12 protein-coding genes are annotated in these 17,689 nt (G+C 69.4%); 5 read left to right on the forward strand and 7 right to left on the reverse strand.

Annotation, left to right across the window (positions count from 1 at the left end; genetic code table 11):
- Window positions 1-21: 21 nt before the first annotated feature.
- The gene (locus DKM19_RS08885; protein ID WP_110695287.1) at window positions 22-1,521 is read right to left on the reverse strand and encodes an NAD(P)-binding domain-containing protein; all 1,500 of its coding nucleotides are present in this window, start codon (window positions 1,519-1,521) and stop codon (window positions 22-24) included.
- A 303-nt stretch (window positions 1,522-1,824) separates the two neighbouring features.
- Window positions 1,825-7,008, reverse strand: coding sequence for a DEAD/DEAH box helicase (locus DKM19_RS51545; RefSeq protein ID WP_110695288.1), 5,184 nt, complete (start codon window positions 7,006-7,008; stop codon window positions 1,825-1,827).
- 316 nt (window positions 7,009-7,324) lie between these two features.
- Between DKM19_RS51545 and DKM19_RS08895 the strand changes: the two genes are divergently transcribed.
- Together DKM19_RS08895 and DKM19_RS08900 are read left to right on the forward strand one after the other, a co-directional pair.
- Complete coding sequence (locus tag DKM19_RS08895) at window positions 7,325-7,813, forward strand: VOC family protein (protein WP_110705571.1); 489 nt, start codon at window positions 7,325-7,327, stop codon at window positions 7,811-7,813.
- A gap of 132 nt (window positions 7,814-7,945) precedes the next feature.
- Window positions 7,946-8,140: a DUF3046 domain-containing protein gene (locus tag DKM19_RS08900; RefSeq protein WP_089210859.1), complete on the forward strand. Its 195-nt coding sequence runs from the start codon at window positions 7,946-7,948 to the stop codon at window positions 8,138-8,140.
- A 282-nt stretch (window positions 8,141-8,422) separates the two neighbouring features.
- Here the strand turns inward: DKM19_RS08900 and DKM19_RS08905 are convergent, their stop codons facing one another.
- A complete protein-coding gene (locus tag DKM19_RS08905; protein WP_110695289.1) occupies window positions 8,423-8,692 on the reverse strand; it encodes a hypothetical protein in 270 nt (89 codons plus the stop codon).
- Window positions 8,693-9,062: 370 nt separating this feature from the next.
- Between DKM19_RS08905 and recA the strand changes: the two genes are divergently transcribed.
- The 3 genes from recA (at window position 9,063) to rny (ending at window position 12,875) form a co-directional block, all read left to right on the forward strand.
- Window positions 9,063-10,175: a recombinase RecA gene (gene recA / locus DKM19_RS08910; RefSeq protein WP_110695290.1), complete on the forward strand. Its 1,113-nt coding sequence runs from the start codon at window positions 9,063-9,065 to the stop codon at window positions 10,173-10,175.
- Between the two features lie 16 nt (window positions 10,176-10,191).
- Entirely contained in the window at window positions 10,192-10,968 is a 777-nt protein-coding gene (gene recX / locus DKM19_RS08915; protein ID WP_239514156.1) for a recombination regulator RecX, read from the forward strand.
- A 284-nt stretch (window positions 10,969-11,252) separates the two neighbouring features.
- Complete coding sequence (gene rny / locus DKM19_RS08920) at window positions 11,253-12,875, forward strand: ribonuclease Y (protein ID WP_204358715.1); 1,623 nt, start codon at window positions 11,253-11,255, stop codon at window positions 12,873-12,875.
- Window positions 12,876-13,010: 135 nt separating this feature from the next.
- Here the strand turns inward: rny and DKM19_RS08925 are convergent, their stop codons facing one another.
- From DKM19_RS08925 to DKM19_RS08940, 4 genes are all read right to left on the reverse strand, one after another.
- The gene (locus DKM19_RS08925; protein WP_110695291.1) at window positions 13,011-14,891 is read right to left on the reverse strand and encodes a prolyl oligopeptidase family serine peptidase; all 1,881 of its coding nucleotides are present in this window, start codon (window positions 14,889-14,891) and stop codon (window positions 13,011-13,013) included.
- Between the two features lie 299 nt (window positions 14,892-15,190).
- Window positions 15,191-16,084 (reverse strand): amino acid ABC transporter permease, encoded by an 894-nt coding sequence (locus tag DKM19_RS08930; RefSeq protein WP_110695292.1) that lies wholly within the window; start codon window positions 16,082-16,084, stop codon window positions 15,191-15,193.
- Window positions 16,081-16,749, reverse strand: a complete 669-nt coding sequence (locus DKM19_RS08935; RefSeq protein WP_110695293.1) for an amino acid ABC transporter permease — start codon at window positions 16,747-16,749, stop codon at window positions 16,081-16,083. Before DKM19_RS08935 ends, DKM19_RS08930 begins: the two co-directional genes overlap by 4 nt.
- A gap of 74 nt (window positions 16,750-16,823) precedes the next feature.
- On the reverse strand, window positions 16,824-17,672 hold the full coding sequence (locus DKM19_RS08940; protein WP_369988380.1) for a glutamate ABC transporter substrate-binding protein: 849 nt from the start codon (window positions 17,670-17,672) through the stop codon (window positions 16,824-16,826).
- Between the last annotated feature and the right edge of the window lie 17 nt (window positions 17,673-17,689).

The following is a 17,689-nucleotide window of genomic DNA, read 5'->3' on the forward strand; positions in this document are numbered from 1 at the left end:
GGTGCGGCCGGGAGGAGTTTCTCAGCGGGGCAGCAACCGCCGCAGGAACTCCTCCAGCGGTGCCACGTGCCGGTCGGGGTGGCGCCACTCGGCGAGGAGGTCCTCAAGGAGATGCAGCTCCTCGGTGAGCACGCCGTCTCTGAAGACGCGGATCACCGGGTGGATGAAGGCGCTCTCGGCCGCCCTTGACGGCACCGGGTGGGGTCCGGCCGGATACGTGTTCTCACCCCAGCGCAGGCCCACAGTGATCACGTCTCCGAAGCGCTCGACCGCGTAGTCCTCGGGCAGCTCCTCGTAGCGTTCGACCCCTCCGTCGGTGACCACCAGCGCGTCGATCAGATACTGGCACTGGGTCCACAGGGCCGAACTCCTGTTGAGCCGGTCGAGGATCGACCCGGTCAGCTCGTCGAGGGAGACGGTGGCGTGCGGGAGCCGTATGCCGTCGTAGCGCTCGGCGAGCAGGCGATCCATCGTCCGCAGGTTGTAGCGGAAGCCCTCGATGAACGCGGAGGACGCCCGCTTCAGATCGCGGGCCTGCATCAACGTGCCCGCGAAGTAGAGGTTGTCGAGGTTGGCCGACTCCCAGTCCGCCCGTATCTCGGGCAACTTCCCGCAGGGGGCCATCTTCAGGCCGTCGGCGAACATCTCGGTGTGCATCCGGAAGCCGGTGCAGCGCAGGACGGCGTCGTATTCCAGCGTCGCGGTCTCGCCGTCGGCGTGGCTGTAGGTGATGTCGACGGTGTAGGTCTCACCGTCGAACGCGATCCGGTCGACCGTGCAGTCCAGCACCGCGTGGAGCGCCTTGAACTGGTAGCTGTCGAACAGCGCGCCGTACATGCCGTGCACGTCCCCGGGGCGCCGGGTGTTCCAGGCCAGCTGGACCGGCCGGGGGCTGGCCAGGTGGATCATCGACGCGTGACCGATGAGCTCGTGGGCCGTCTCGAACGCGGAGTTGCCCTTGCCGAGGATCAGCACCCTCTTGCCGCGGAACTGCTCGGGGTCGACGCTCATGTCCTCGTACCCCTCGGCGTACTCGATGCCGGGGATGTCGGGAATGTTTGGCGCGCCCCATCCGCCCGCCCAGATCAGGCACTCGGCCCGGAGCTCGGGGCCGGCGGCCGTCTCCAGCCGGAACCCGTCCTCCTCCTTGACCACCCGTTCGACCCCGACACCGAAGGCGATTCGCAGGTCGTGGGTGGTGTGGAAGTCGTGAAGATAGCGTCGCAGGTCGTCGGGGGAGGGGAAGTAGTCGTCGCTGTACTGCGGGAACAGCAGCGACGGGTCGTCGCTCAGCAGTGAGTTCCAGTCCCAGCGGAGCCGGATCTCCGGGTCGTCCGACAGGGTGTGCACCTTGTTGAGCGAGATCAGCCTGCGGTGCCGGGGGAACCGGCTGAAGAAGTCTCCGGCGGAATGCTTCCGCTCCACGACCAGATAGTCGGCACCCCGCTCCTGCAGGAAGTAGCCGATCTGCAACCCGGCCGGACCCGCGCCGACCACGACATAACGATGCTCCTGGATCACGGAGAACCTCCTGGGGAGATGCGCGCTTTTCTGGAGATACCCATCCACAGCTGTCGGCCATCCGCCTGCGCGCCGAACCTCCGTTCACATCTCAGTGATCCACAAGCTGTGCCCCGGAGGTCCACGGTAGGAGACCCGGACGGGATTCGGGAAGACGGAGGCATATATTCGGCCGCGCGAAACCGGCGACGAGCGGAGGTCCAGAGGTCCTTCCAATGTCTCCGGGACGGCGTCGTCAGCGCCGGTGACCACGTGTCGACCAGAGGTCGATGGCGACGGCCGACGAGTATTTCCAGGGGCTTCTCAGGCCCGTAGCCGCAGCCCCCGGGGAGTCGGGTGGAACCCGGCCGCCTCCAGCGCGGCTCCCAGCGGGGAGTCGTTGATGGCCGTGCCATCCGCGCGCTCCACGGTGAGCTTGCCGAGGGCGCCGTCGCGCACGGCCAGCGCCAGGGCGTCCACGGCGGGCTGGAGGCGGTCGCCGTCGACGAAGGAGAGCAGGGTCTTGCCGCCGCGTTCGACGTAGAGCACCAGGTGCCCGTCCACGAGCACGACGAGTGATCCGGCCTTCCGGCCCGGCTTGTGGGACACCTCGCCCGGATGGGCGGGCCACGGCAGGGCCGCGCCGTACGGGTTGGCGGGGTCGGTCGCCGCCAGCACCACCACCCGTCGCGTGTCCTCGACCGGTCTGCGCCCGCTCCACGGGTCGGGCGTCGCGGTCGGCGGTGACATGAGGGTGGCGCGCATGCGGTCGACGGCGCCGGGGAGGGCGAACTGGGCGCCGCCCAGACCTTCGACGAAGTAGCCCCTGCGGCACCGGCCGCTCTCCTCGAACGCGCGGAGCACCTGGTAAACGGCGGCGAACCCGCCGGGCAACCGCTCGGCGGTGACCGCGCCCCTGGTCACCACCCCGTGCCGTTCCAGCAGCACCTCGGCCTGGGCGTGTGCCCGCTGGGTCGTGTCGTCGGCCGGGCCGGGCAGCAGCCACCAGCGCCCGCCCACGGTCGGAGGTCCACTCCGGGTGGGCAGCACCGCCCGCCGTCTCCGCGTGGGAGCCGGGCGGTGCGCGGGACGCCCCGTGCCGAGCGTGGTCCGCAGCGGGGCCAGCGTGTCGCCGGTGATCCGCCCCGACCACACCAGATCCCACACCGCCGCGGCCAGGGCCAGGTCGCCGGTGACCGAACCGGTCAGGAGAGAGCCGGTACGGCTCGCCAGCTCGCGGAAGAACAGCGCGCCTCCGCCGCCGAGGACCTCCAGGATCGCCTCGTGCACCGGGGTCAGGGTGATCTCGGCCGGACCGGGCATCAGCAGGGGGGCGGTGTCCGCGAAATACAGCGCCACCCAGCCGTCTCCGCCCGGCAGCGATCCCTGCCCCGCCCAGATGACCTCGCCCGAGGACGTCAGCTCGTCCAGCAGGGACGGGTCGTAGCCGGGAACCCGCGACGGCAGGATCAACGTCTCCAGCGCCGACGCGGGCACCGCCGCACCCTGCAGCTGCTCGATGGCGCCCACCAGCGCGTCGATCGGCGGCCTGCCCCTCTGCGGGGAACCGGTGATGCCGTGCCAGGCGGGGGCGAAGGCCGCCAGGGTCTCGGCGGAGACCGGCTCCACCTCCTTGCGGAGCCGGGCCAGGGATCTGCGGCGCAGCATCCGCAGCACCCCGGCGTCACACCACTCCTCACCGCGCCCGCCGGGCCGGAACTCCCCGTTCACCACCCGCCCGGAGGCGGCCAGGCGACGCAACGTGTCGGTGACGACCGCGGGGCCGAGGCCGAACCTGGCGGCGGCCGTACCGGCGAGGAAGGGGGTGCGGGTGCGGGCGTGCCGGGCGACGAGGTCGCCGAGCGGGTCCTCCACCGGCTCCAGGAACACGTGCGGCACCCCCACTGGCAGCGGCACGCCGAGCGCGTCACGCAGCCGGGCGGCGTCCTCGATCGCCGCCCACTGCTCCTGCCCGGCCAGCCGCACCCTGATCGCCCGCCGGGCGGTCTCCAGCTCGGCCAGCCACGCCGGATCGCCCTCGCGCAGGCTCACGTCGGCCGCGAGCAGCGGACCGTGCGAGCGGAGCAGGTCGGCCAGGGCCTCGGCGTCACGGAGCGGACGGTCCAGCCGGGCCAGCTCGCGCTCGGTGTCGGCGATCACGTCGGGATCGAGCAGCTCGCGCAGGTCCGCCTGGCCCAGCAGCTCGGCCAGCAGGCTCGTGTCGAGCGAGAGAGCCTGGGCGCGGCGCTCCGCCAGGGGGGCATCCCCCTCGTACATGAACGCGCCGATGTAGTTGAACAGCAGCGATGCCGCGAACGGCGACGCCTGGGAGGTCTCGACCTCGACCAGCCTGACCCGCCGCGCCGCGACGTCCTGCATGAGCCGCACCAGCCCCGGCACGTCGAAGACGTCCTGCAGGCACTCGCGCATCGTCTCCAGCACGACGGGGAACGACCCGTAGCGGCTGGCCACGTTGAGCAGATGCGAGGCCCGCTGCCGCTGCTGCCAGAGCGGGGTCCGCTTGCCGGGCGTGCGCCGCGGAAGCAGCAGCGACCGCCCCGCGCACTCCCTGAAGCGCGCCGCGAACAGCGCCGAGCCGCCGAGCTCCTCGGTGACGATCTGCTCGATCTCCTCCGCGTCGAAGATCGCGACGTCCGACGGGGGATCGGAGAGTGTGTCGGGGATGCGCAGGACGATCCCGTCGTCGGAGTGGATGGCCTGCACGTCGACGCCGTAGCGCTCCCGCAGCCGCCGCCCGATCGCCAGCGCCCACGGCGCGTGCACCCTCGCGCCGTACGGCGAATGCACCACGACCCGCCAGTCGCCCAGCTCATCGTGGAACCGCTCGACCAGCAGCGTCCTGTCGTCCGGGACGTATCCGGTGGCCTGCCGCTGCTCCGCCAGATAGGACAGCAGGTTGGCCGCGGCGAACTCATCCAGCCCCGCCGCCCTGATCCGCCCCAGCGCCCCGTCTCGCGCCGAGCCCGGCGCCCCATCCGGCGTTCTGTTCAGCGCCGAGCCCTGCGCCTCGTCCAGTGCCGAGCCCTGCGCCCCATCCGGCGTTCTGTTAAGTGCCGAGTCCTGCGCCCCCTCCAGCGCCGAATCCCGTATCTCGTCCCGCGCCTTTCGTGCTGAGTCCCGCGCCTTGTTCGGTGCCGAGACTTGTGCCCTGTCCTGCACGGGCTCTTCCCGCTTCGCCGATCGCCCGTCCGAGCCGGGTTTCGTCCCGGGGCCCGCGTCTGTCGTGGAGCCCTGCTCGGCTCCGGCGTCCGCGCCCGCCGCGGACATCTCGCGGAGGAACGCGCCGATCGCCCTCCCCAGCTCCGCCGGGCGGCCCGCGGTGTCGCCGTGCCAGAAGGGCAGCTTGCCCGGCTGCCCGGGGGCGGGGGTGACCAGCACCCGGTCGGCCGTGATCTCCTCGATCCGCCAGGAGGTCGCGCCCAGCACGAACACGTCTCCGGCCCGCGACTCGTAGACCATCTCCTCGTCCAGCTCGCCCACCCGGGAGGACTTCTCCCCGACCAGGAACACGCCGAACAGACCGCGGTCGGGAATCGTGCCGCCGTTGGTGACGGCCAGCCGCTGAGCTCCGGGACGACCCTGCAGCGTGCCGGTGACCCGGTCCCAGACGATGCGGGGCCGCAGCTCGGCGAACTCCTCGCTCGGATAGCGCCCGGCGAGCATGTCGAGTGTCGCCTCCAGCGCGCTCCGGGGGAGGGTCCGGTACGGCGCGGCGCGCCGTACCACGCTCTCCAGCTCGTCCACCGTCCACTCGTCCAGTGCCGTCATCGCCACGATCTGCTGGGCGAGCACGTCGAGCGGGTTGCGCGGGTAACGGAGATCCTCGATCTCCCCACTTCTCATCCGCTCGGCCACCACGGCCGTCTGGACCAGGTCTCCGCGGTATTTGGGGAAGATCACACCCCGTGAGACGGCTCCCACCTGGTGCCCGGCCCTGCCGATCCGCTGCAGGCCGCTCGCCACACTCGGCGGCGCTCCCACGCAGGCCACCAGATCCACCGCGCCCATGTCGATGCCGAGCTCCAGGCTGGAGGTCGCGACCACGGCGGGCAGCCGCCCGGACTTGAGCGCCTCCTCGATCTGGGACCGCTCCTCCTTCGACACCGACCCGTGATGGGCTCGCACGATCTCCGGAATCACACCCTTGGCCGCCCCCGCCTGGGCCATCATCGCCGCCGGGGTGGAGATGGATGCCGGAGGGACGGGGAACCCCTTCGCCCAGTGCACCGGCTCCGCCGGCCCCGCCGTCTCGATCGGCTCCGCTTGACCGGTCGGCACCGCATATCCGGCTTGCCCGATCGGCCCTGTCGGTCCGGTCGACTCCGCCTGTCCGGTTTGTTCGGCCGACTCCATCGGCTCTGCCTGCCCGGCCTGTTCTGCCCACCCGGCTGGCCCTGCCTGTCCGGGCGGCATGGTCCGCCCGTTCGGCCCCACCTGCCCGGCCTGCTCCGGGTCGCCGGTCCGGCGCTCCCAGGCCAGCTCGTTGAGACGGGTGCAGAGCCGCTCGGCCTGCCGCCGGGAGTTGGCGAACACGATCGTCGAACGGTGGTTGCCGATCAGGTCGAACAGCCGCTCCTCGACATGCGGCCAGATGGACCGCCGGGCCGGGGGCTCGGCCGGCCACAGGTCGTCATCGGACCCGGTGGGGGAGGGGGGCGTGTCGAGCTCCGTCATGTCCTCGATCGGCACGATCACCTCGACCTCGATCATCTTCTCCGAGGGCGGCTGGACCACGGTCGCCGGGCGGGGGCCGCCGAGGAAGGCGGCCACCTCGCTCACCGGTCGCACGGTCGCCGACAGGCCGACACGCTGTGCGGGCCGGGCCAGCAGGGCGTCGAGCCGCTCCAGGCTGAGGGCCAGGTGCGCGCCGCGCTTGGTGGCCGCCACCGCGTGCACCTCGTCGATGATGACCGTCTCCACACCGCGCAGCGCCTCGCGGGCCTGACTGGTCAGCAGCAGGAACAGCGACTCGGGGGTGGTGATGAGGATGTCCGTGGGTTTGGCGGCGAACCGGCGCCGCTCCTCGGGAGAGGTGTCGCCCGACCGGATCGCCACCGAGATGTCCGGCACCGGGAGGCCGAGCCGCCGTGCGGTCTGCTTCAGCCCGGCCAGCGGCGCCCGGAGGTTGCGCTCGACGTCCACCGCCAGGGCTTTGAGCGGTGACACGTAGAGCACCCGGCACCGTCGTACGGGCTCGTCCTTCTTGGAGCGCTTTCGCCCATCCTTGATCTCCGCGGCGGGCGCGTCGGTGACGGAGGACTGCTCCGACGCCAGCCGGTCGAGTGACCACAGGAAGGCGGCCAGCGTCTTGCCGGATCCGGTGGGCGCGACCACCAGGGTGTTGTCGCCTCGGGCGATCGACGACCAGGCCCCCTCCTGGGCGGCGGTGGGCGCGGCGAAGGCCCCGGTGAACCAGTCTCTGGTCATCTGGGTGAAGTGACCGAGCGCCCCGTCACCACTCGCAGGCCCGTGGTCCGCCTTGCTCATCACGCGCCCCCCTTGTGCCGGCTCGACCGCTCCATCCGGGTCACGGCTCCATACTGCCTGCCCCCACCGACAGAATCCGCCACCGGCAGCCGGGCCGTACGAGGTGAGAGCACCGACGCGCCCGCGGTGAAGCCGGCACCGCCGTCGCTGGGTATGCATCCTTATAGCTGGATTTGCGCCCTTATAAACGGGCATTTCCCTATAAATCGCCGAAGGTTCGAGTCATCATGAGGTGGCCGCCGGGATAGGTTGGCCCTCTCCGGTCTCATAGCCAGAGGTTTGACGAACATACGACGTAGTGAACGGTGAGCTAACGGTGAGCATCGACTATCCGGCCATCGAGGCGGCACGCGAGCGGATCAAGGCAGAGCATCTGAGGGAGGATCGCCCGCAGAGCAGCGCGAGAGGCCTGCACCACTTCGCCCTGATCTCCTCAGACGTCGAGACGACGATCGCCTTCTATCAGGACCTCCTGGAGTTTCCCCTGACGGAGATCATCGAGAACCGCGACTACCAGGGGTCCAACCACTTCTTCTTCGACATCGGCAACGGCAACCTGCTGGCCTTCTTCGACTTTCCCGGCCTGGACCTCGGTCCCTACAAGGAGGTCCTCGGCGGGCTCCACCACATCGCCATCTCCGTGGAACCGGCGGCCTGGGAGCGACTGCGGGGCAAGCTGGAGGCCGCGGGCGTGCCGCACCAGGTCGAGAGCGGTGTCTCGATCTACTTCATGGACCCCGACGGAGCTCGCCTCGAACTGCTCGCCGACCCGCTCGGCGAGATGTACGGCTCCCGCGTTCTCTGACGCGACCCCGCCTTCTCCGACGTCTCGACGGGCTCTGGCGGGCGTTCCGAAAGGTTCTGGCGGCCCGGCGGGGTTTCGATCGCATCCGTCGCGGGCGGCGGTTCCATGCTCGCTGGGACCCATACTTGGGGTATGCGCCTGTCGGAGTTCTGGAAGCGGATGAAGCTGCACTTCGGCGATCCGTACGCTGAGTCGTGGGCTCGCGACTATGTCATCGCCGACCTGGGCGGACGGACCGCGTTCCAGGCACTGGCCGACGGCGTCGCGGCCAAGGAGGTCTGGCACGCGGTGTGCGGGGTGACCGACGTCTCCCCCAGGTTGCGCTGAGGGACGACACCAAGATTTACCGGGTCGGATACGGCGTTGTGCGGTGCGGTGGCTTGCCGGCTCGGATGCGCTGAGACCGCGCGCCGGATGGGTTCCCGTCCGGTTGCGCCAGGGCCGGCGCCGGGGGTCTTCCGCTCGGTTGCGTCAAGGGTGTGCCGAGCGGTTTCCAAACTCGGCCAGGGTCGAGGGGGCTCCCGCTCGGTTGCGCCAAGGGTGTGCCGAGCGGTTTTCGAGCCCGGCCGCGTCAGGAGCCGACGGTGAAGGGTCCCCGGCCCGGTTGCGCTAGGGATTGGCGCCGAGCAGCTTTCCGACCGAGTCGGCCACGTGAGCGGGATCGTCGGCGCTCTCCTGACCGGCCGGCGACCACAGAAACAGCCAGCCGTCCCTGGCCGGGGTGGCGAAGACGATCGTCTGTCTCCCACTGCCCGGATGCCACACCCAGAGCACGGGATCGTCGCCCCCGAGCATGCGGCTGACCAGCCCTCGCTCGGGCAGTTCGGCGGCCAGGGACTCAAGATGGGCTAGGCGTTGCTGCGTAAACGCGCTGGGCACTTAGGGCACCTCGGGATCCTTTGCCTTCAGGATCACCCCAGGTCAGCTCGGTGACAACAGGTCCGGCGGAATTCCCAGGAATGTCGCTTCCAGGACGGGGCTCGCCGCCTCCTGCGCGGGGCTTGCTGTTGTTTGCTGTGACTTGCTGTGGGTTTTGCCGTGGCTTGTGTCCGGGCTTGCGTGGCTTGGATCGCCCCGGAAACCCCGCCCTGCGCCCCCTGGGAACACGTGATGCCATTGGGCTACGATCGAACAGTCGTTCGGCTATATTGAACATGCCGTCGCTCGTGGCGTGCCCTTCCAAAAATGTCGGTGGCACCCCGTAGCTTTCTGGCAACCGATTCAACCCGCAACCCTCCAGGGGGCTTCCATGGCAGCTAACGACCGCGAGAAGGCGCTCGAGACCGCGCTCGCTCAGATCGAGCGTCAGTTTGGCAAGGGCTCCGTCATGCGACTGGGCGATGAGGTCCGTGCGCCCATCGAGGTGATCCCGACCGGTTCCATCGCGCTCGACATCGCCCTCGGCATCGGCGGATTCCCGCGCGGTCGTGTCGTCGAGGTCTACGGCCCCGAGTCCTCCGGCAAGACGACGGTCGCCCTGCACGCGGTGGCCAACGCCCAGCGCGGAGGCGGCATCGCCGCGTTCATCGACGCCGAGCACGCGCTCGACCCCGAATACGCTCAGAAGCTCGGCGTCGACACCGACGCGCTGCTCGTCTCCCAGCCCGACACCGGAGAGCAGGCGCTGGAGATCGCCGACATGCTGATCCGGTCCGGTGCCGTTGACCTGCTGGTCATCGACTCGGTCGCGGCGCTGGTGCCCAAGGCCGAGATCGAGGGCGAGATGGGCGACAGCCACGTCGGCCTCCAGGCTCGTCTGATGTCCCAGGCGCTGCGCAAGATCGCCGGTGCGCTCAACAACACCAACACCACCGCGATCTTCATCAACCAGCTCCGAGAGAAGATCGGCGTCATGTTCGGCTCGCCCGAGACCACGACCGGTGGAAAGGCGCTGAAGTTCTACGCCTCGGTCCGTCTTGACATCCGCCGCATCGAGACGCTGAAGGACGGCACCGAGGCGGTCGGCAACCGCACCCGAGTGAAGGTCGTCAAGAACAAGATGGCCCCGCCCTTCCGGGTGGCCGACTTCGACATCCTTTACGGTGTCGGCATCTCCCGCGAGGGTGGCCTGATCGACATGGGTGTCGAGCAGGGCTTCGTCCGTAAGTCCGGCGCCTGGTACACCTACGAGGGCGACCAGCTCGGCCAGGGCAAGGAGAACGCCCGCACCTTCCTGAAGAGCCACCCCGACATGGCCAACGAGATCGAGAAGAAGATCAAGGAGAAGCTGGGCGTCGGCCCCCGCGTCGACACTCCGGCCACTCCGCCGCCCGCCGCTCCGGCTCCGGCCGCCACATCCGGTCGTGGCGCCAAGGCAGCCGCCTCCAAGCCGCTGGTTGACGTCAAGCCGGGTGACGTCTGATCTGAGCTGATAAACGATGATGGGACCTGACTCCGGTCCGGCCGACGCGGCCGGGCCGAGAGACTGGGGCGCCTGGCCCGACGTTCCGGAGGCCGGTTCCTCCGGGGCGAGCAGGCGAGGAAGCGGACGGTCGCGGCGTTCGCGCAGAGATCAGCCGGGCGCCTGGGAGGGATTCACCGGCGGCAAGGACGCGGGCGGCAGAAAGCGGTCGCGAGGCGACTCTCAGGGGATCGTTCCCGACGGGCCGGACGAGGGATCACCGGCGAGCCGGGGGCCCGCCGCCGATCCGCAGGCGGTGGCACGAGGGATCTGCCTGCGACTGCTGACCATGGCGCCGCGCACCCGGGCTCAACTCGCGGAGGCACTGCGCAAGCGTGAGGTGCCCGAGGAGGCGGCCGAGGCCGTGCTTGAGCGGTTCTCCGAGGTCGGGCTCATCGATGACGAGGCTTTCGCCGCCGCATGGGTGAGTTCGCGCCATGCCGGGAGAGGCCTCGCCCGCAGAGCCCTCGCCTCGGAGCTCCGTCACCGCGGGGTGGACGAAGACGTCGTGAAGGAAGCGGTGGAGCAGCTCGACCCCGAGCAAGAGGTGGAGACCGCCCGCCGCCTTGTGGAGCGCAAGCTCTCGGCCACCCGCAATCTGGAGCCCGCGGTCAGGACCCGGAGACTGGCCGGAATGCTTGCCAGAAAGGGATACGGTCCCGGCCTGGCCTTTAGGGTGATCCGTGAAGCCCTGGAGGACGAGGAGCCGGAAAACCCTACTTTTTCCGTAGATACGGACTATCCGCTCGACTAGCCCAAAGCTGTTTAACAGCGGGTCTTTGCTTGCTCGTTACCTCTCTGACGCTTAATCTCAACGACAGTGAGGAGTTACTCCGCGCAGTGCGGATTGTCATAGCGGTGTTTTACGGATGAGCTGGCTTGGCGGTGCGGGCGGGCGATGGACCGGCGGGAACAGCCGGTGCGGAGCCGGTCCTAGGTTGACATCTGTCCTGATGGCGCCACCGTCTGTGCTTTCCGTGCCGTGGGTGTGACCCCTCGCGTGCTTGTTGTCTGCGACGCGAGGAAGGTGAGGCGCGTATGGATCCGGTTGTGGTCGTCACGTTGGCAGTAGTGGCGGTTGTGGCTCTTGCCGTGATGACGATAACCGTGCTGATCGTGTTGCTGCGTCGCATCGGCGAGGCCGGCGGCAAGATCAGTGGTCCCTCCCCCGAGCAGGAGGCGGAGATCCTCGCCGAGCTGGAGAAGGCCCGGAGTGAGGCCGCCGATATCCGCGCCAAGGCGGAGAGCGATGCCGGAGAGATCCTGCGCAGGTCCGAGGCCGCGGTCGAGGCCGCAGCCGAGCTGCGCAAGGAGGCGGAGGCCGAGGGCCGGGTGCTGAAATACGAGCTCAAGGAGTTCCGCTCCGACCTTGAGCGCAGGGAGAACCGGCTGGCCGAGCGTGAGCAGCGCCTTGACGAGGAGGCCAGACGCCAGGCCGAACGGGCCCGCAAGCTCGCCGAGACCGAGACCGAGCTGGCCGACCGCCGCGAGGACCTCGACCGGGTCTCCCAGGAACGCAAGGCCATTCTGGAGCGAGTGTCCGGACTCACCAGCGACCAGGCCAGGTCGGAGCTGGTCAGGGAGATCGAGAACCAGGCAAAGCGCGAGGCCGCGCTGATCGTCAGGGAGATCGAGGGCGAGGCCCGCAAGGAGGGCGAGAAGCGCGCCACCAAGATCGTCACACTGGCGGTCCAGCGCGTGGCCACCGAGCAGACCGCCGAGTCCGTCGTCAGCGTCCTGCACCTGCCGGGTGACGAGATGAAGGGCCGCATCATCGGTCGCGAGGGTCGTAACATCCGGGCCTTCGAGTCGACCACCGGGGTCAACCTGATCATTGACGACACGCCCGAAGCGGTGCTGCTGTCATGTTTTGATCCGGTCCGCAGGGAGACCGCCCGGCTGACGCTGGAGAAGCTCGTCCTTGACGGGCGCATCCACCCCCAGCGCATCGAGGAGGCCCACGAGCGCAGCAAGGCCGAGGTCCAGGAGCTGTGCGTGCGCGCGGGTGAGGACGCCCTGGTCGAGCTCGGCATCACCGAGATGCACCCGGAGCTGATCACCCTGCTCGGCCAGCTCCGCTACCGCACCTCCTACGGTCAGAACGTGCTGGGCCACCTCATCGAATCCGCCCACATCGCCGGGATCATGGCGGCTGAGCTACGGCTGGACGCGACGCTGCTCAAGCGCTGCACGGTACTGCACGACATCGGCAAGGCTCTCACCCACGAGGTCGAAGGCAGTCACGCACTCATCGGCGCCGAGATCGCCAGGCGTTACGGCGAGCACGAGGACGTCGTCCACGCGATCGAGGCCCACCACAACGAGGTCGAGGTCAAAACCGTCGAGGCGGTCCTCACCCAGGCCGCCGACGCGATCAGCGGCAGCCGTCCGGGCGCCCGGCGCGAGTCGCTGGAGGCCTACGTCAAGCGCCTGGAGCGTCTGGAGGAGATCGCCGTCTCCTACGAGGGCGTCGAGAAGGTCTTCGCCATGCAGGCGGGCCGCGAGATCCGGGTCATGGTGAAGCCGGAGGCGGTCGATGACATCCAGGCCCAGGTGATCGCCCGCGACGTCGCCAAGCAGATCGAGGAGGAGCTCACCTACCCCGGCCAGATCCGCATCACGGTCGTCCGCGAGTCCCGGTCCACCGAGTTCGCCCGATAGCGCGCCGCATGCGGCCGACGACACCGGTCGGGGCCGCGCGACCAGGGGCGCCCAAGGGCGTCAGGGCATGGGAGGCCCGCCGATATGCGACCCGGGTGTCAGGTACGGCGGGTCTGCCGGTAGGCGATCCGGACGTCAGGCGCGGAAGATCTGCTGGTAGAAGGCGAGCTCGGTGGCCAGGGCCGCGCTGCGGGTCTCGGCTCGGCGGAATCCGTGGGCCTCGCCCTCGAAGGTGAGGTAGGTGCAGGGGACACCGCGTTCGGCGAGGGCGTCGGCGAAGGCCTGGGACTGGGCGGGGGGAACCACCGGGTCGGACAGGCCCTGCAGAAGCAGCATGGGGCAGGTCACCCCGGCAACCCGCCCGAGGGGTTCGCGTGAGCCGTACAGGGCGGGGTCGGCAGGGCCGACGAGCCACTCGACGTAGCGGGACTCGAAATCGTGGGTGGTCTCGTTGAACGGGAGGAGCGAGCTCACCCCGTAGTAGGAGACGCCGCCGGCGAACGCGCCGGACGCGCAGCAGGCCGCCATGACCGTCCAGCCGCCCGCGCTGCCGCCCCGGATCGCGATCCGTTCCGGATCGGCCAGACCTTCTCCCGCCAGCCACTCGGCCGCGGCGATCGAGTCCTCGACGTCGACCACGCCCCACTGGCGGCGCAGCCGTTCGCGGTAGGCGCGGCCGTAGCCGGTGGAACCGCCGTAGTTGAGATCGAGCACCCCGATGCCCCGGCTGGTGAAGAACGCCTTCTCCAGATCGAGCGCGCTGGTGCTGTGCCCGGTGGGACCGCCGTGGACGAACACGACGTACGGCGGGGCGCCCTCGCCGCGGGCCCGTGGGTTCGACGGCGGATAGACGAACGCGTGCACCGGGCGGCCGAACCGGCCCTCGATCTCCACGGCCTGGGGGCGCGGCAGGTAGGCGGTGTCGGGCAGCACGTCGACGTCGCGGCGGAGCTCCTCCACCTGCCCGGTCATGGTGTCGACCCGGACGATCGAGCGGGGCAGCGCCGGGCCGTACCCGATCGCGACCAGGGAGTGTCCGTCGGTGGCCAGGACCGGATCCCAGCCGTCATAGGGCACGTCCAGGTCGCTCAGCACGCCGCTTCCCGGGTCGAAGACGCCCAGCCGCAGGTTGCCCTGCCCGTGCAGGACCGCGAGACTTCCGTCGGCCAGCACGGCGTACGGCAGGGCGCCGAGCTGCCACAGGGGCCCGGCGAACTCCTCCTCCACCGGGTAGAGCGCCTGGGACGCCGTGCCATGTATCTCCACCTGGTAGAGGTTCCACCAGCCCGACCAGTCGGAGATCAGATAGAGGTGCCGCTCATCACGCCACTGCGGGGCGAGCACCGACTCGGCGGAGCCGCCCTTGACCGTCCAGGAACTGCCGTCGGACAGGCGGGCGACGCGCAGCTCGGTGCCGTTCCACGGCATGCGCGGATGGTTCCAGCAGACGAAGGCCAGGTGCTCGCCGTCGGGGGAGATCGTGAGGGAGGCGTAGAAGTCACTCCCGCTGACCCGCTCACGTGGCTCGGCCTCGCCGTGCAGCGGGATGGACACGATCGAACGGCTCACCCGGCCGTCGGGGTGGTGCCGCTCCTGGACACACCAGATCAGCCCGTCATGGACGGTCATCTCCGCGTAGCGGAGCCCGGCGCGGAGGTCGGGCTCCGGGGTGATCGGCCGGGGCTCGGCACCGGGTGCCAGCAGATAGATCCGCTGGTCGCCGAAGTTCGTGAACAACACGCCCTCGCCGGGGACCACCGCGTAGGAGCGCCCGCCGTACTCGTGGACCCGCGTCCTGGCGCTCCACGGCGCGGCCAGCAGCTCATGATGCGTGCCGTCGGCGCTCCGGTGCACGATCGTGGTCCGCCCGCCCTCGGTGGGGCGGTCCTCGGTCCACCACACCTCTTCGCCGAGCGTTGTCGGGAACCCGAGGCGTAGCCCTGACCGGGCCACGCCGGAGGTGGAGATCGGAGAAGGCCAGGTGGAGTACGGCAGGACGACCTGCTCGGGGGACATGCCGCAATCCTGCCCGATAACGCGCCGCGTGTCGCCGGTATGGCGCTCATCCCGTGTCCGCAGGTGTCTTCACGTGAGGCAGGGCTCGTGTCCGGGGCGGAGAAGAACGCGATGAAGACAGTCATCGCATGGGATGGATCGCATATCCGGAGGTGGGTGGGAGAGCGGTGAGAACGGCTGCCCTGCGCCCACGCTCCGGTTCGCCCCCTCCGGGGAGGTTTTCCCGCCTCCCCGGAGGCTGCTTTTCCCAGCGGGTGATCGGGGAGGCGGGAAACGACGGGGAGACGGGGGAGCAGACCTCAGTCGACCGCTATGGCGGCACCGCCGCCGGCGCCGACGACCGCCCCGGGCGGGACGATGGGCCGGGCCGAGGTCTTCCGGCTGCGGCGGCTGCGCTTCTCCAGCGCGGTGGCCAGGGCGCTGAGCGTCATGTTGAGGCCGACGTAGATGATCCCGATGACGATCGCGGCGGGGATGAGAGACCCGAAGTTGATAGCAGGGATGATCTTGAAGCCCATGTTCAGCAGATCGACGTAGGCGATGATGTAGCCGAGCGCCGTGTCCTTGAGCAGCACGACGAACTGGCTCACGATCGCCGGCATCATCGCCGTGACGGCCTGCGGGAGCAGGACCAGACGCATCACGCCGCCCTTGCGCAGCCCGATCGCGTAGGCCGCCTCCGCCTGCCCCTGGGGCACGGAGCGGATGCCGGCGCGGACGATCTCGGCCAGCACCGAACCGTTGTAGAGCGTCAGACCGGCCACGAGCGCGATCAGGGTGTAGTCGCCGCCCCCGAGCAGGCTGGGCAGGAGATAGAAGATGAAGAAGATCAGCAGCAGGAGCGGGATCGCGCGGAAGATCTCGACGATCGCGCCCGCGGGCACCCGGACCCACTTGTGATCGGAGAGCCTGGCAATGCCGAAGACCACGCCGAAGACGAGCGCGAACACCGCGGCGAGCCCCGCGGCCTTCAGGGTCCCGAGAAGGCCGGGAATGATCTGTTCCACCCAGGTGGAGGGTTCGAGGAACGGCTGCCAGATCCTGCCCTCCCACTGGCCCTTCGCGTCGAACCTGGCATAGACGAAGTAGGCGATCGCCACCAGCGCGACGGTTGCGAGCAGGGTCAGGACGTTGTTGCGCAACCGCGCTCGCGGCCCCGGCGCGTCGAACAGGACACTCGCCTGGGAGCTCATCGGACCACCGCCAGTCGGTTGGCCAGCCAGCCGGTGAAGAAGCCGATCGGCAGGGTCACCACCATGAAGGCGACGATGATCCCCAGGAAGATGGGGATCGAGGCGCCGGTCGTGTCGAAGGTTTCCTTCATTTTGAACGCCGAGTCCGCCAGATAGCCGCCCGCCATCGCGACGGTGGTGTTCTTGATCATGGCGATGATCACGCTGCCCAGCGGGGCGACGACCACACGGAAGGCCTGCGGAAGGATGATCATCCGCAGGGACTGGAAGAAGGTGAGCCCGATCGCGCGGGCCGCCTCTGCCTGTCCCAGCGAGACCGTGTTGATGCCCGAGCGCAGCGCCTCGCAGACGAAACTCGCCGTGTAGGCCGACAGCCCCAGCGTCACCAGCCAGAAGGCGTTGCTGCTCGGCTCGTCGGAGAAGGCCAGGCCGAGGGTGTCGCTGAGACCGAGCGCGGAGAAGGCCAGGACCAGGGTCAGCGGCGTGTTCCGCAGGATGTTGACGTAGGCCGTTCCCGCAGCCCGCAGGACCGGCGTCGGCGAGACCCGCATGGACACCAGAATCGTGCCGAGGATCAGCGACAGGATCGCGCAGACGACGGCGATCTGCACGTTGTGCAGAAAACCTTCCAGCAGGGCTGGCGCGTATTTGATCAGTTCATCCATCGTGCTCCACCAGAGGACGGCAAGCGGCCGGTGCCCGGAAGGCCGGGCCACCGGCCGCTAGGTGAGGGATCGGACTAGGCGCAGGGCTCGAAGGTGGGAGGCGCGGTGGGCAGCGTGAGGCCCTCGGTCGTGCCGAACCACTTGTCCAGCAGCTGCTTGGCAGTGCCGTCCTGGTACATCTTGGTGATCGCCGCGTTGACGGCCTCGCAGGTCTTGGTGTCGCCCTTCTTCAGGCCGACGCCGTACTTCTCGTCGGTGAAGGGGTCGCCGAGGACCTTGAACTTTCCGCCGGACGCGGCTGCCTGGGTGGCGAAACCGGCGAGGATGAGGTCGTCGGTGGTGACGGCGTCGAGGTTGCTGCCGCTCAGCTTGGCGACGCACTCCGAGTAGTTGGCCGCGCCGACGAGCTGGGCGTCGAGGTCGAGCTTGCCGTCCGGCGGCGGGTCGGTGATCCGCTTGTAGGAGTTGGAGCCGGCGGCCTGGCAGATCCGCTTGCCCGCCAGGTCGGTGGCCTTGGTGATGGTGGTGTCGTCGGCGCGGACCATGGTGTCCTGGTGGGCCACGATGTACGGCCCGCCGAACGTCACCTTCGTCTTGCGCTCGTCGGTGATGGAGTAGCTCGCGACGATGAGGTCCACGGTGCCGTTGGCGAGGAAGGGCTCACGGTTGGAGGAGGCGGACTCCTTCCATTCGATCTTGACATCCTCGCCGCCGCCAAGCTGCTTGACGATGTATTTGGCGACGTCGACGTCGAAGCCCTCGGGCTCGGCACCCTTCTTCAGGCCGAGACCCGGCTGGTCCCACTTGGTGCCGACGACAATGGTCTTGGCGCCCTTGACCTTGTCGGCGACGTTGGCGTAGGTCTCGTCGCCGCCACACGCCGCAAGGCCCATGGTGAGCGCGCTCGCGGCTGCAATCGCCACACCAATACGTAGTACTC

This window comes from Streptosporangium sp. 'caverna', from assembly GCF_003203775.1.
Classification (GTDB): domain Bacteria; phylum Actinomycetota; class Actinomycetes; order Streptosporangiales; family Streptosporangiaceae; genus Streptosporangium; species Streptosporangium subroseum.